The 15043-nt window shown below is 36.0% G+C and carries 10 protein-coding genes and 1 pseudogene; 3 read left to right on the top strand and 8 right to left on the bottom strand.

The window, feature by feature from the left end; genetic code table 11:
- Positions 1–5: 5 nt before the first annotated feature.
- From Bccel_RS32435 to Bccel_RS02415, 5 genes and pseudogenes are all read right to left on the bottom strand, one after another.
- Positions 6–940 (bottom strand): annotated as a pseudogene (locus Bccel_RS32435) (glycoside hydrolase family 43 protein); the annotation flags it as partial.
- A 222-nt stretch (positions 941–1162) separates the two neighbouring features.
- On the bottom strand, positions 1163–2131 hold the full coding sequence (locus Bccel_RS02430) for an ABC transporter ATP-binding protein (protein WP_036946569.1): 969 nt from the start codon (positions 2129–2131) through the stop codon (positions 1163–1165).
- 2 nt (positions 2132–2133) lie between these two features.
- Positions 2134–2916, bottom strand: coding sequence for an ABC transporter permease (locus Bccel_RS02425; RefSeq protein WP_036946566.1), 783 nt, complete (start codon positions 2914–2916; stop codon positions 2134–2136).
- Positions 2913–3755 (bottom strand): ABC transporter permease, encoded by an 843-nt coding sequence (locus Bccel_RS02420; RefSeq protein WP_036946562.1) that lies wholly within the window; start codon positions 3753–3755, stop codon positions 2913–2915. The genes Bccel_RS02425 and Bccel_RS02420 overlap by 4 nt, the downstream gene beginning before the upstream one ends.
- A 294-nt stretch (positions 3756–4049) precedes the next feature.
- A complete protein-coding gene (locus Bccel_RS02415; RefSeq protein ID WP_036946559.1) occupies positions 4050–5018 on the bottom strand; it encodes a phosphotransferase in 969 nt (322 codons plus the stop codon).
- A 491-nt stretch (positions 5019–5509) separates the two neighbouring features.
- Between Bccel_RS02415 and Bccel_RS02410 the strand changes: the two genes are divergently transcribed.
- The 3 genes from Bccel_RS02410 to Bccel_RS02400 all read left to right on the top strand — a co-directional run bounded on the left by Bccel_RS02410 (position 5510) and on the right by Bccel_RS02400 (position 10762).
- Entirely contained in the window at positions 5510–8557 is a 3048-nt protein-coding gene (locus tag Bccel_RS02410) for a C25 family cysteine peptidase (RefSeq protein WP_050753016.1), read from the top strand.
- 307 nt (positions 8558–8864) lie between these two features.
- On the top strand, positions 8865–9794 hold the full coding sequence (locus tag Bccel_RS02405; protein ID WP_036946556.1) for a MerR family transcriptional regulator: 930 nt from the start codon (positions 8865–8867) through the stop codon (positions 9792–9794).
- 86 nt (positions 9795–9880) lie between these two features.
- A complete protein-coding gene (locus Bccel_RS02400) occupies positions 9881–10762 on the top strand; it encodes a hypothetical protein (protein ID WP_201781940.1) in 882 nt (293 codons plus the stop codon).
- Positions 10763–11131: 369 nt separating this feature from the next.
- On the opposite strand, the gene Bccel_RS02395 is transcribed toward Bccel_RS02400, so the two are convergent.
- The 3 genes from Bccel_RS02395 to Bccel_RS02385 all read right to left on the bottom strand — a co-directional run bounded on the left by Bccel_RS02395 (position 11132) and on the right by Bccel_RS02385 (position 15017).
- Complete coding sequence (locus tag Bccel_RS02395) at positions 11132–12205, bottom strand: LysM peptidoglycan-binding domain-containing protein (RefSeq protein WP_050753015.1); 1074 nt, start codon at positions 12203–12205, stop codon at positions 11132–11134.
- A gap of 12 nt (positions 12206–12217) precedes the next feature.
- Complete coding sequence (locus Bccel_RS02390) at positions 12218–13078, bottom strand: LysM peptidoglycan-binding domain-containing protein (RefSeq protein WP_036946553.1); 861 nt, start codon at positions 13076–13078, stop codon at positions 12218–12220.
- 256 nt (positions 13079–13334) lie between these two features.
- Positions 13335–15017, bottom strand: coding sequence for a metallophosphoesterase (locus Bccel_RS02385; protein WP_036946550.1), 1683 nt, complete (start codon positions 15015–15017; stop codon positions 13335–13337).
- Between the last annotated feature and the right edge of the window lie 26 nt (positions 15018–15043).

Below are 15043 nucleotides of genomic sequence, written 5' to 3'. Positions count from 1 at the left end.
TCATATAAAGGATCACCAGTAATATTTTTATAATTTCGTGAATGATAAATCATTATATCAACAGTTCCATCCTGAGATGTTGTAAAGCAATTATGCCCTGGACCATACTGGCTGTTTGCTTCATTAGTTTTAAATACAGGGTTGGGCGATTTGCTCCAGGAAGCCGGATTTAACAAATCACTTGATGCAGATGCAGTCAACATTCCAATGCAATAATTAAAATCAGTGGCACTAGCGGAATATGTAAGAAAGATCTTTCCGTTTTTCTTTATTACTGCCGGTCCCTCATTAACCGAATACCCTATCTTTTCCCATGAGTACTGAGGTGTTGTAATCATAACAGGATTGCCTGTTATTGCAAGAGGCCCGTTCATTTTTGCAATATAAAGATTACTGTTGCTGTTTATGCCCGATTGTGATTGAGCCCAAACAAGATATCTTGTACCATTGTGTTCAAATGAAGTAGCATCAAGTGTAAAGGACTCCCACCCAGTCTTCAATTGCCCTTTCTCAACCCACTGTCCTGAAACGGGATTTTCTGCGGAGCATTCCAATATGTACAAACGAATAGCAAATTTGTTTTCGGATGTTCCCGCTGAAAAATAAATATACCATTTACCATTTATAAAATGAATTTCAGGTGCCCAGATATGTCCCCCATAATTCCGCTGGAATGTCTCTTCCATATTATTGTAGGGGCAGCTGTCGATAGGCCCTGGATTGTTGTTGCCCTTCTTAATTCGATTCTGTCATACTCCGGAACTGATGCAGTCATATGGTAGTAACCGTCGGTATGCTTGTAAACCCAAGGGTCTGCCCTCTGCTTTACTATAGGGTTTGTTACGGTTATAGATTCAGCAAGAGAACTTATTGTAAAACTCGACAAAAAAACTGAAAGAATAATAAATAAAATTGCTTTTCTAATAAAATTAACTCTCATATACAAGGTCTTTACCCCCTTTATCGTACCTCAATCCCATTAGCTCTCTAGAAAAACTATATCATATTTTGCCTTGGGTTTAAACAAAGAGTTTAAACTTTTGAGCATAATTGTAAACTCGACCGTTATGCAGATGCCAGAGCTACTATAATTGGTACTGCACGACCTTTCTCCACGTGAAAGCTATGCTGGGAAATGCTATACTTCACATTTTAAAACACCTTAAGTATAAAGATCCTTTATAACCTCTTCAATGGGAAGCTCCTGCAAAGACATGTCACTTAGAGTGCTGTTCCTGTTTATATAGTCAATAAACTTATTTAGATCCATTACACTAACATCAAGCTCCAACTCCACATTATATTCCGATAGTTTGTTCTTAACCAGCACACCAGGCATATCCAGTAATGGTAACGGGCCATGGGTTGTTATCGATACCATCTTTTTCGTTCCGAGATGACCTTTTAAGGCATCAATTGAATTGTCAAACACCATTTCACCGTGATTTATCACAATGACCCTTTCGGCAAGCCTTTCTACATCTTCAAGATCATGGGTTGTAAGTATAAAGGTTACTCCCTGTTTATTCATTTCAATAATGAACTCCCGTATTTTATCCTTTGCAATAACATCAAGCCCTATTGTGGGTTCGTCAAGGAATACGATCTCAGGATTATGGAGCATTGCCATTATGAATTCACACTTCATTCTTTCCCCCAATGACAAAAGCCTGGTAGGCTTTTTAACAAGATCCTGCAAACTTAACATTTCTACCATATAGTTGAGTTTTTTATTAAACTCACTATCTGGAATGGAGTATATAGCCTTGTTAAGATTAAATGCATCAAGGGGAGGTATATCCCACAAAAGCTGTGATTTCTGTCCAAATACCGCACCGATATGGGCTACATATTTTTTCCGGTCCTTCCATGGTGTATACCCCATAATATCAACTTTCCCGTCTGTAGGAAAAAGAATTCCCGTCAAAACTTTCAGCGTCGTGGATTTCCCTGCACCATTAGGGCCTAAGAATCCTACCAGTTCGCCCTTTTTAATACTAAAGGATATTCCTTTTAAAGCTTCAACTACTTTTGTTTTTCTCACAAAGAGGCTCTTGAAAGCTTCTTTAAAAGAATTTCCCCGTTCATAGGATTCAAATGTCTTAGTTAGATTTTCAACATTAATTATCATATTCAACCACCTGCACTAGTATATCTTTTTAGCATTCCCTTCCAAAATAAAAGGCTGGCAAATAAAAAAACGAAGCTTGCGATAACAGCATATAATGTTCCCTCAGCTGGTTTGCCCAACAGTACCGAGGCCGGTATAAACCCCAGCATTGCCACAGGTATTATTGAGGTAATAAATGTCTGTAGAAACTTGGAAAAAATATTGGCCGGATACATTCCAAAATTGGCTATGGAGAAAAATATCTCGTAAACCCTGAAGTTACCTATCCATACAATTCCCAAACCCGATAATATAAGTCCAAATCCGAACATTACAACCAAAGACATAATAAATAGTACCAGGAACTTCAACCAGAGAATTAAACCTGGAAAAGGAACATTAAAAAGTGAAGCAGTAAAAAGAATTACTCCCCCCAATAGCTTGCCAAGGTCCTCTGAGTCAAAGCCTGTCACAATAAGCATATGAAGAACAGACCTTGGTTTTATAAGAAGAAGGTCAAAAGTACCTTCTTGCACCCTTTGGATTGTATTCCACACTATACCGAAGAAAAAGGGAAAAGAAATTCCCCTCGACAAAAGGAATATTCCCTGGATAAGCAGCACCTCGTACATGCTCCAGCCAGGCAGTGATGCACCGTTTTTATATATGAGATAAGTTACAAAAGGCACTAATGCCTCAACTAAAAGCATGATTAATATACTGATAAAAAAATCGGCACGGTATGCCATTCTTACTGCAAGAGCTGTCTTAATACCCTGTAGGTGTACATACATTGCATTTATCATGCTCCCACCCCCGTGAATCTTTTAGTACCCAGATGCCATAAAAGTCTATAGATAAAAAACATTATAACCACAAACACAGCCTGCAGCCCTACTATTTCAGGAATTGACATCTTTATCCCCGCAAGCTCGTATGAACCGATAAAAACTCTTATGGGAACATAAGTTATAAACTGGAAAGGCATGAAGAACAATATCTTTTGCATCAGATCCGGAAAAAGTGTCAGCGGTACCAAAGTTCCCGCACATACATCCCTTAGAACCTGAAAGGCTCTTCTTAAGCCTTCTGTTTTGGTAAGCCAAAATCCTGTTATTCCGATACAATAATTCGTAAGGAAAACAAGGATAAAGCTCAACGTTATTGAGATCAGTGCCCAAAACAGGTTGGCAGGCACCAAATTTATTTTAAATACGAACAAAAACAGCAGATAAACAGGTATAAACTCCACCCATAAAGCCAAAACCCTATGCCCAATTTTCTGGCACATTGCATAGTAAAAGTAAGAAACCGGCCTTAACATAAACGTTATGAACTTCCCTGTCCTTATGAGCATTTGCAGATCCATATCGCTCGAATCATATGTAAGGTAATTTATAACCGATACAATACCGAAGTACACAAGCATTTGGTTTAAAGTGAGTCCTGTTACTGTGCTTTGCGTTGAATAAATGGCATTCCAGATAAATACCTGTACAAGAAAAAAAACCGGTCCCACCAGAATTGATACTGCCATATGGCTTCTGTAAGCAGCCCATTCCTTGTATGTAGTAAAAGCTGTAGCTATAAGTATATCAAGCTGCCTTTTTATTTGATTATTTATCTTATTTGTTCCCTCGCCCATCTCACAACCACCTAAATTGTTGATAAATTATTATAATAATTTATGGAAGCCCTGTCAACAACTATTTGGATGTAACGGAAAACATATATTACAGCATTCTTTATGCTTATACTTAAAAAAGATCACTTAAAAAATACATTACGAAGATAAATGTATAGGTTGATCAATATCATATGAATTATTATTAGCGAAATAAGGAAATGATATGGAAACTTGAATTTTATTTTTATCACAATTCCAATAAACAGGAGATGCAGTTTTAATACAAAACCATTTCAATGGTTAAAATTCGTTTCATATTAAACCTCCGCTAATGACTTTACGTGCAATTTTTTCACTGTACCTGGTTTCATAATGTCCGGGAGCCCAGCCTTTAAGAAATCTATAAAAGTCTGTCCATGCTACATGGTATAATTCACGCCATTCTTTTTCCAAAGCATCAAAATCAATATCATTTTGTGTCAATTCTAATGCTTCTTTCAATTCCTTAAAATAAAATTCTAAAATATCATTTTCCCAGCTTTCACACTCATCCTCATAAAGACAGCTGTCTACAAAATACGCAATATCCTTCATTCCACAGCCGCCGCCGACATATTGGAAGTCCACCGCTGCCACACTTTCTCCATCTTCGGAAAAACAGAAGTTTTGAAGCTTTGCATCACCATGCACAAAGGTTTTAAAACGGCAGTTATTAAGCTTTCTGTCTATTGCCTTAGCTGCATTCTTTAGAGATATATCATTTAAAGCTTTCAATTCATCAGGGCGGGTATCCAAATGCCAGTAAGTTCCCTGAGTCCATATATTTTCCGGTTTTTCACCCATAAAAGCTGCATGAAAATGAGCAAGCCATTTTAAGCATACCTTAATATCGTTCCATGCAACACTTCGTCTTCTCCCTTTAAATCCAGCCTCGTCAAGGTCTTCAAGTACCATTATAAACTCATCGTTTTGCCATTCAAATGCATACCACTTTGGCACTCTGCAATTATTTCCGCATTTTCCGCTCCAATTTTCATAAAAAGCCATTTCTACTTTATAAGATTTCAGTTTTCTCTCATAAGATATATTTCCGCCTCGTGATTGCTTAGGATTTTTAGGCAGGCATACGTTTTTAACCACTACTCTGTTTAAATCTGAACCATTAAGTCCGTAACGCAGTATTTTCCCATATCCTCCCCAAAGGTCCTGTATTTCTTCAATTTTATATAATTCTCTCGATTTGGTTCTATTGAGAATGACTTTCTCAAAACTTTTATTCATAGTATAAAAATGTCTCCCATTTGCTATTTCTATATGTTTTCCCTTAATTCATATGATGTTAACCATGGATAATTATATCAGCTATATTACTAATTAACAATTCCCTATTAACTTTAAGTCATGATCAAAGAATAACTTCAGCTATAAAATGAATTTTTCCCAACATATGAATCAAGAAAAATGTTTTGCAATAATTAAAAATGTAAAATGATTATTGAAAAACATATAGTTCAATTCGTTTTTTAACCTTATTCGTTATTTTTTTAACAATTTTCATCATTTTTTCATCATTTTTTCAATAATTTTGCATTTTTTTTTGTATTTTCCATGGTATACTATTAATTAATCAAACCGAGATGGGGGGTGATATTACTTATATAGGCAGTAACATTTAAACTATTAGGCAGTATTGAAGCAGTAGAAGTGAATTATGCAATTAATAAGAAGTTAAACTGCAGCAGAAGAAAAACAAGTAAAAAGGAGAATTTACTATGAAGAAAAAATTATTAAGTTGTATTTCCATGGTAACAGCTTTTTCAGTACTGGTTTGTGGACTATCAGTTTCAGCATTTGCTAAAAATCCAAATGAGAAGAAGATTAATATTTGGGATAATTCATCAGGACAAAGAGCACCGATAGTAAGTAATAATCCCATACTAAGTGATTTATCATCAGACAATAATATTGAATATACTTTGGATTTTGCAGATTTGGACCATCAAGTAATCAAGGTTAATGGTGTTCAGTATGATAGCTTAACTATCCCCGGTTGTGGTTTATATGCAGAAAAAGATGGATACCCCGAACTTCCTTTTAAAGGCTTTTTCGTGGAAGTTCCAGGTTCCGGTCCTGTATCTGTGGAAGTGCTTGATAAATCTGAAGAGGTACTGGGAAAATCATATAATATATACCCCAAACAAAAAACTACCACAGAATCGGAAAAATCTGAATTTTACATCAATCAAGATGGCTATAAAAAATCCAAATCATACCCCCAAAATCCTGTATTGATTGATAGTGAAGGTGTCATTAGAGGAACCAGGGTTGTATTAGTAAAGGTATTTCCACTTAGTTATAATCCATCCAACAAGAAAGTATCTGCCATTTCATCAATAAAATTCCGCATTACATCTTCCAAACTGACAGACGAGCAGAAATCAAAATACAATGAAAAAAAAGCTAAGGCTTACAGCAACAATTTTGACAGTATATCACAGAATATAATCTCCAATTACCAACAAGTGGGAACTGTTGATACAACTCAAAATCTTGATGCAACTAATGTAACCGGTGCTAGATACTTGATGATAGTAAAGGACAGCTTGTATGAAGAAGCCCTGCCACTGGCAGACTGGAAAAAACGCAAGGGTTTTCAAACCAAGGTAACAAAGCTTTCAGAAATTGGAAGCACTACAACGGACATTAAGAGCTATATCCAAAACGCTTTTAACACTTGGAGTCCTATGCCTGAATATGTATTATTTGTTGGCGACCATCAGGATATTCCGGCTGAATACTATAGCAATTACAGCTGTTATTCCGATCACGGATATTCATGTGTAGACGGAACTGACTTTTTCCCTGATTTGACTATAGGACGTTTACCGGTTACTACTGAAGATGAGTGTACCACAGTTGTAGATAAAATCCTTTCATACGATATGTCTCCTCAACCGGACACCTGGTATGACGACTTTTTGACAGCCAGTTATTTTCAGACAAATTCCAGTAGTAATACTGCCGACAATTGGTATCTGGAAACATCAAGCAATATTGCCAATTACTTAAGCAATACAGTAGGATTAACAGGACATTATGCTTGGAGCAATGAAGGGAATTTCACCAGTTATAACTGGAACAGCAGTACATATCCACACCGTTTTGCAGTGACCAACCCTGTACCTTCTTGGATAACAGAAAAATTTACAACTGAAGATACCGCCACTGCAAACATCACATCCGCAATCAATAGTGGAGTCAGTATAGCAATACACAGAGATCATGGTAGTCAAACCTCATGGTCTATACCCAATTATACAGTATCTAATATAAATGCTCTAACAAATGGTTCAAAACAACCCATAGTCTTTAGTCTTAACTGTTCAACAGGATCCTTCCAAAGGACTGGAGGCGACAGCTTTTGCGAGGCTTTCTTGAAAAAAAGCAACGGAGGAAGTGTTGGTTGCATAGGTGCTACAAGAACTACCTATACATCACGTAATGATTCAATGGCTAATGGTATCTTCACATGTTTCTGGCCATCCTATGATTCGACATATGTCAATCGTTCTTATTCAAACAACAAACGTCCTGCAAATGCATTGAATTTCGGTAAATACTATATGAACCTTTACTTTGGTGGAGATGTATATACCCAGTCCAACATATATGCATACCATTATTTCGGTGATCCAGAGATGATGATGAGGACAAAATCACCTGTTACTATCAACGCAACTTATTCCAGTTCTATTTATATTGGACAGCAAACATTCCAGGTGAATACTGGTGTAGCAAATGCACTTGTATGTCTCTATAAAGGTGATGAAGTATATGCAAGAGGGTTTACCAACAGCACTGGGGTATTTTCAGCCAGCATCAATCCTACAACAGCAGGTACCATGTATGTAACTGTTACAGGGGAAGACCTCAATCCACATAAAGGTTCTGTCACTGTAAAACTCCAGGGTTCATGGACATCTAAAACCGCTATGCCGTCACCAAGGACAAGCCAATCATCTGCAGTAGTAAACAACATTGTTTACAGTATTGGAGGCATTGACAGCACTTTAGCAGTGACTAATACTGTACAGACTTATAATCCATCTACAAACATATGGTCAACTAAGGCTAATTTGATTACTGCAAGGAAAGATGCGGGAGCAGCAGAATTGTGGGGTAATATATATGTTGCAGGAGGTTTTGGAAACAGCTTCCTTAACAGCATGGAAATGTACAACCCTGCTAGCAATACATGGACAACAAAAGCAAATATGCCTACAGCAAGGCACAGTTTTGAATTAGTTGAAGCTAACGGTAAGCTATATGCCATTGGTGGAATAAACTCTGGGGGCACTACTATTGGCACTGTTGAGGAATATAACCCAACTACCAACACATGGTCAACAAAAGCAAGTATGCCAACTGCAAGACGCGATATGGCAGCAGTTACTGTAAATGGCAAAATATATGTAATTGGTGGAGTATTAAGCAATAATATATCTTGTAATACTGTAGAGGAGTATAACCCAGCAACCAACACATGGTCAGCAAAGGCAACCATGCCAACTGTAAGAAGAGAACTCTCTGCGGGAGTAATAAATGGCAAAATATATGCAATTGGCGGATTTGCTCCTGGTGTGGGTACTATTAATAAAGTTGAAGAATATAATCCGTTAACTAATGCATGGACCGAAATGACCAGCATGATCACTGCTAGAGAAAGCCTTACAACATCAACAGTAAATCAGAAGATTTATGCTATAGGTGGAATAAATAATACTACTGTATTAAATAAAGTTGAAGAGTTTACTCCATAAGATATTTAAGTTTAAGAAATTAATTTTACAGTGACTGCAATAAAAAGGCAGTCACTGTTTTTTTAGCTTAATTTAGTATGGGTTTTTCGCTTTTTTCTTCTTTGCCATCAATTTCGATAGAATAATTAAACCTCCGTTAATAAACTCTCTTGCAGCTTTTTCACTGTACCTGGTTTCATAGTGACTGGGTGCCCAGCCTTTGAGAAACCATTTTACATATTATACCAACCATTTTACTTATTAACAATTCCCTATTGACTCTTACCCCGGAGGATAGTTTATAGTAAAGCTAAGGAGGAGATGCTACGTGAAAATAAATGAAGTTGTAAAAATAACCGGCCTTACTAAAAAGGCAATATATTATTATGAAGCTGAAAACCTTATTACGCCTGAAAAAATGCCTGATAACAATTATAGAGAGTTTTCAGATGATGATGTTAAAAGACTTGTACAAATAAGTGCACTTAGAAGGCTGGATATTTCAATTCAAGCCATCCGTGACATACTGGATAATCCTCTAAAAGCTGAGTCAGCCCTCAAATCCCAAATAAGTGCTATGTCAGCAAAAATCAATGCCATGACAAAAAGCAGGGAAATTTTAGTAAACTTTGTTGATAAGTTAAAAAGCGGCACTATAAATTCAATCTATGAGGAATTAAAATTTATCAACGAAACTCTACCATCATATCAGATGGAACTTAAAGGTTTTATGCAAAGAGAACTGGAGAGAATTTTTCCTGGAACCTTTGGCAAGCTGATGTATATACAAATAGGAGAGTTCCTGGATGAGCCCTTGGACAGTCTGGAAAAAATCAACTCCTGGAATGAACTAGTTAAACTACTTGACTCAGCTGATGAAATAGAAAATAGTAAGGAATTTGATAACTTTGTCAATCAACTCTACGGAGAACGAATAAATAAGTATGAACAGAAATTTAAGGATGATGTTGACCAAATCCTTCATGACAAAGACTCTTTTAATAAGGATGCTATGGAACAAGTAAACCATGCATACAAAGAACTTTTGGATAACCCTGATAAAATTCAATCTATTAAAAAGTTATATCAATACTTAGCCCCTTATAAGGATATGCTCAAGCAAATTGACATCTATCTTCCGGTTTTAAGTTCCCGGTTCAAACAAATTGTTGAGATGTCGAAAGTGATTAATGAAAATGATACGGGCCTGGATAAAGAATTACTTGATAAATTTACTGATAAAGTTCTAGGACCTTAAAAGGAGTGTATATAAATTATTCTGTTGTTAAAACTAATTATCTGTACAATAATTGATTGAACTTTTAAATTAGGATGGAACTGCTGATGAATCCTGAGTTTTGGAGTAATACAATTTGGTTCGTACTCCTTGGAATCTCGACGATAATAGAATTATTATTTATCATTTTTAAAGCTAAAGCCCGAAAGCTTGTAATTGGATTATATTTTACAATAAGTGCATTGACCTTTTGTTTTGAAATGGTTGTATTGTCTCTTTTAAAGGCATACGCATATCATCCCTTGTTTATTCCCCAATCACCGCCGGATGATTCCATAGCTGGAAACCTTTTTTCACAGTTTTCTGTATCTGCAACTGCTTTATTAATTGCAGTTTATAACCTTAAATATTACTGGTATTTTTTCTTTGCAGCAGTTTACGGTATAATTGAAGAGCTGTTTATAAAATTAGGTATATATGAACATAACTGGTACCAGACATGGATGACATTTTTGGGACTTCTTTTGTTGTTTTGGGTTGCAAAAAAAATATATGCCGGAAGTTTAAATCATATCGGACGTTTTTTACGCTACCTATACATTTTTTTAGGACTCATAACTTTACACCAGCATACAATAATATGGGTTCTAAGGTTAACCGGGATCCGCAAACTCAGCGGAAATTTTCTGGCCGATAAGGAAGTTAGTTTTACCGTACTTGCTGGAATTTATTTATTAATAGTTGGCATCACAATAATGACAATCTACTTTTCCAAAATCAAATGGTTTTGGAAAGGTTTAATAATACTTTTGCTCTATGCAGGCCATTATATAGCAGCAAAATTCAACTTAATAATATACAAAGAGGGATGGTTTTTTGTTGCATCTTCAATATCCATTTTTAGCATGTATTTTTATACTTTCATACTTGATAAGCTTTATACCAAAACCAGAGAAGAATCTAACAAAATTTTTATAAAACAAGCCTAAACACTTAAAACATATTCCCTAACTGATAATATACAGGATGATTATAATCCTCAAAGTTCAAAAGTAAAACAAGCTGACTGGATATCCAACTTAGACCAGGTATATACTCTAATAAAAGAATTGGTTGGAAACAAGAAACCTTTTAACGGCAATAAAATAGGGATAATTGAGACTTATAAAGACCCAGGTGGAGCAATTGTTGCAGATAACCCAATACTATGGTACAGCAACGCTGGATCGATACGTAATCGGTTAGGAAACACAAACAATCATAAATGCCATAATGCAGATTAACACTGTACTATGGCATTTATTTATATATTAATAGACTTAAATAGTCTCTGTTTCCATAAACTTGGTAATTATACCTTAATCCCATGTAGAATATTTTAATTCAAAGAGCTCAGGAGATACAGTTTTTATTGCATCTATCTGTCTCTGTCCACCCCATTCTTCAAAATACATTTTGCCTAAGTTTTTGATTTCCTTAAGGTTCCATGGGTGACATGGGCCTTTTCCGGTTTTTCTAAACACGATGTACATTACCCCCTCAGGTACTCCGCCGCTTTTTGGATCAGAGTCTATTCCTAATTCTTCGGCCAGTTTGATAGAGCCCATTCCAAGTTCATCGTCCGGTCCTTCATCAGCAACTTCTGCAAAAGCTAGTTTTCTATTTTTAATGTTATATACTGCCGCTAAATCCCCCAATTCAATCCCCCATTGAGGCCTCTTTTTCCTTGGTATCAAGATATACGGGATTTCTATGGAGTTAACATACCTATATGGGTCAGTTTCATCTAGATTACAATCGGAAAGGTAAGTTTGTGAAATATAATATCCAGGTGCAGGATCATCAGGTCCCTGCTTAATCGGTTCACCCGTATTTGGATCTGTAACAAGACTCCACCAATTGCCCGGGTGTCCTGCTACTGCTAAAAAATTAAGGCCTAATTCATTATCTTCGTGATAGGCCTTGAAAGCTCCATCTGCACTAACATTTATCTTGCTTATATAAAAAATAACATTTCTTTTACCTGGAACATCCAAGACATCTATGTTTTTTCTAAGACCTACATCATATACAAAATCAAGTTTTTCTACTGCATACTTTATGTCTGCTGATGTATATCTATTCGGAACATCGCTTTCATCCGGCTTTAAAAGTAATTTTTGCCCCACAAATAACATCGTTCCTTGCAGTTTATTAAGCGACATAATATTTTCAGATGCTGTATTGAATCTAGCTGCAATCAAACTTAAATTATCACCCGGCCTTACTGTATAAGCAACAAACCCATCTCTATTTTGAGGGATAAAAAGAATATCTCCAATAAATATGTTACCGTTTCTCATACAATTGGCCTGCATCAATTCTCTTATGCCGATGCCAAACCTTGAGGCTATAGAATAAAGAGTATCACAGCACTGTACTACATACCACATTTTTATCACCTCTCATATTTGAATATTAATATTATAATACTTGCTCATTAAATACTTCACTGTCTTAATACCGCCCAACCTATTTAACAGCTTCTCACCCTTCTTATCAATTTCCTCATTGGAAGGTATTGTTCCCATCCCTTCTCCACTGTTAGGAATAACCACATAAAAGATACCTGAAGGTTGAAATGCCTTACTTCCATCACCAATATTTATATCTTTTATTTGAAGACGCCTTCCTAATTCGTATGAACCTTCTCCAAGCCTTCCCCTTAAGTTATATGGAGATATATAAATGGTCTCATCCGCTGGTACTCTTTGAGGTCCCCAATCTCCCACTATTGCATAAGATATTTTATTGTTATTAGTATTAATAACAATAGCATAGTCCCCAATTAAAGCCCAGTTTGTATACTGTGGCATAACTATGCATGGTGTTTCTCTCGTTTGTACGTGTTTTATACACTTGCCATTCTGGTCATAAGCACATAAGGCCATTTTTTCTCCTTGTCTTGGGAGATCTAACGCCATTTTACTCATAAAAAAATAAGCTGCCCGGAAATGATATATCATTATTTTTAATTCCTTTTCCGGCAAGTCTTTTCTTTCTTCTGTTAAAGTGGCGAAATGTTGTGCTTTTTCTATTGTTCCATGAGCTGGTGGCATTGTACTCTGTGAAGGTCCTGGTGATGTAGTAGGACCTTGGCTTGTAGTTGATGGCTGGTCTCCTGCCTCAGGCTTAATTAAAAGCTTTTGACCGATACTTAGATCATTGCTGGTTAAACTGTTCAACTTTTTTATTTCATCTACTGTTGTATTAAATCTTCTTGCAATCTTGGATAAAGAGTCTCCCTCCTGTACGGTATACCACATTATGAGAATTCTCCCTTACTTTCATACTAATATCATAATATTGTGAAGTAACATAAAACGTTAATATTATACAGCCCCTTTAAATGTTTGTTATTGTACGGATATTAAAAACTATAATTCAAAACAATGAAGAATTACATTCTTTAGTGCATGTGTTAAAAACATCTTAAATTAAAAACCCCTAACTCACTACTTTTACATGATTTAGGGGTTTGCGTTTTTTGTAGGGTACAGCATACCTTTAGGCTGATTGAAATTAAATTGTTTTATTAAATTTTGAAGCCATGATTAATACATCTGCCATGTTTATAACACCATCATTTTTCAAGTCATACGCCAGATTATATGTCTGGTCTCCTTTTACTTTATTAAATCTACGTGCCAAATTGATTACATCAGCCATATTGATAATGCCATCATTATTGAAATCACCTGTAGGTATAGCAGGAGTGTTTGTTGGTGTTGGTGTCTTGGTAGGAGGCCTTGTTGGTGTTGATGCAGAGGTAATTATAGGTGATGGATTTTGTGAAGCAGAAGAACTGCGTTTTACAACTGAATACTTTTCGTATACAAAAGGTTCCTTTGTTATTTTATCTGTGTTCAAATCATAATGGAACATCTCTGTAATAAAACTCAACTTATTGTCTGAAACACTTACTTTAGTATATGCCTGGTACTGGTATCTATTTGAAAATCCGGCTGAGCTTTTTTCAAGAAAAGCGTAGTTTTTTGCGATGGGATCATCAGGATCCGCATTATAATATCCTGCAGGATACCATTTTGAAGCACCGCTTGTACAATTCCCCACAAACAAAACAGGCGTATACTCCTTGCCGTTGTTATCAAATGTCTTGGGTTGGACAGCTGTTTCCTTATCCAACATTGAAGATTTTACATTATATCCTTTCAAATCGACAAATCCTCTGGAGTATGTATGATCATGCCCACCAAGCAAAGCATCAATGCCTAATCTTGTCAGTACAGGCACCAAATTTTGTCTTAAGAATTTCATATCAGGCTCATAGTTGATGTTTAAACCACCTGAATATGGCGGTTTGTGAGCCAAAACAATTTTCCACGGCTTTTGAGTGCCTTTTACATCCTGTTCAAGCCACTCCATCTCTTTTTGAAATGCACTTACATTATTATCACAATAATTAGTATTAAGTACAATAAAGTGTACAGGACCTGCATCAAATGAATATACATTGCTAAGACCGTTTATAGCAGGAAATGAAAAGTGATTGTCAAGACCTGCCCAATCATGGTTACCCTGGGTTCCCACTGTTATTGTATTTGCAAAAAGCTTTTGTCCTGCGTTTGGATAAAGTCCTCCGCCATTGAATAAACCTTCCCACTGCACTTCATTTGGCCCCTCCTCGGTAAAATCTCCTGCTACATATGTAAAACTTGAATCCGGATATTTGTTAAATACTTTTTCAAATGATACTGATGCTGCCTTTGAGTCAATTCCATCTATCTGGGGATCTGCAATAAATACAAAACTTATCTCACTGTCTTTTGAACTATCAACTATTGTTTTAAAGCTGCCTTCACTCCAAACATTTGCTGTTTCATTTCCAACACGGTATAAATATTCGGTATCAGGCTTAAGATTTTTTGCAGTAGCTTTAATCACCAGTTTTCCAGGCATATTATAGCCTTTTCTTGCTGTTGCCTGAAATTTTACTGCTTTTATCGGATCAAATTCTGAAGATAGTGACTTTTCCATTACCTGCAGAACGTTTTTTGTTGTAAGTTTAGTATCTTTTACCGTCCATGTAAAATTTAAAACTTTTGAAGGCATAGTTGTTGCACTTATTGTTATTTGTTTCGGCACATTGGCAGCATCGTCAATGGACCAGGAAACTATTGTTTGCCCTAGTACAAGAGCAAGAATTAATAGAATTGAAGTTGATTTTCTAAAAACTGTTTTCACACTTTATGCCCCCTTAAATGATTTTT

It is taken from the genome of Pseudobacteroides cellulosolvens ATCC 35603 = DSM 2933, assembly GCF_001262605.1.
In the GTDB taxonomy this organism is placed as follows: domain Bacteria; phylum Bacillota; class Clostridia; order Acetivibrionales; family DSM-2933; genus Pseudobacteroides; species Pseudobacteroides cellulosolvens.
This window is presented reverse-complemented; position numbering and strand designations above follow the sequence as displayed.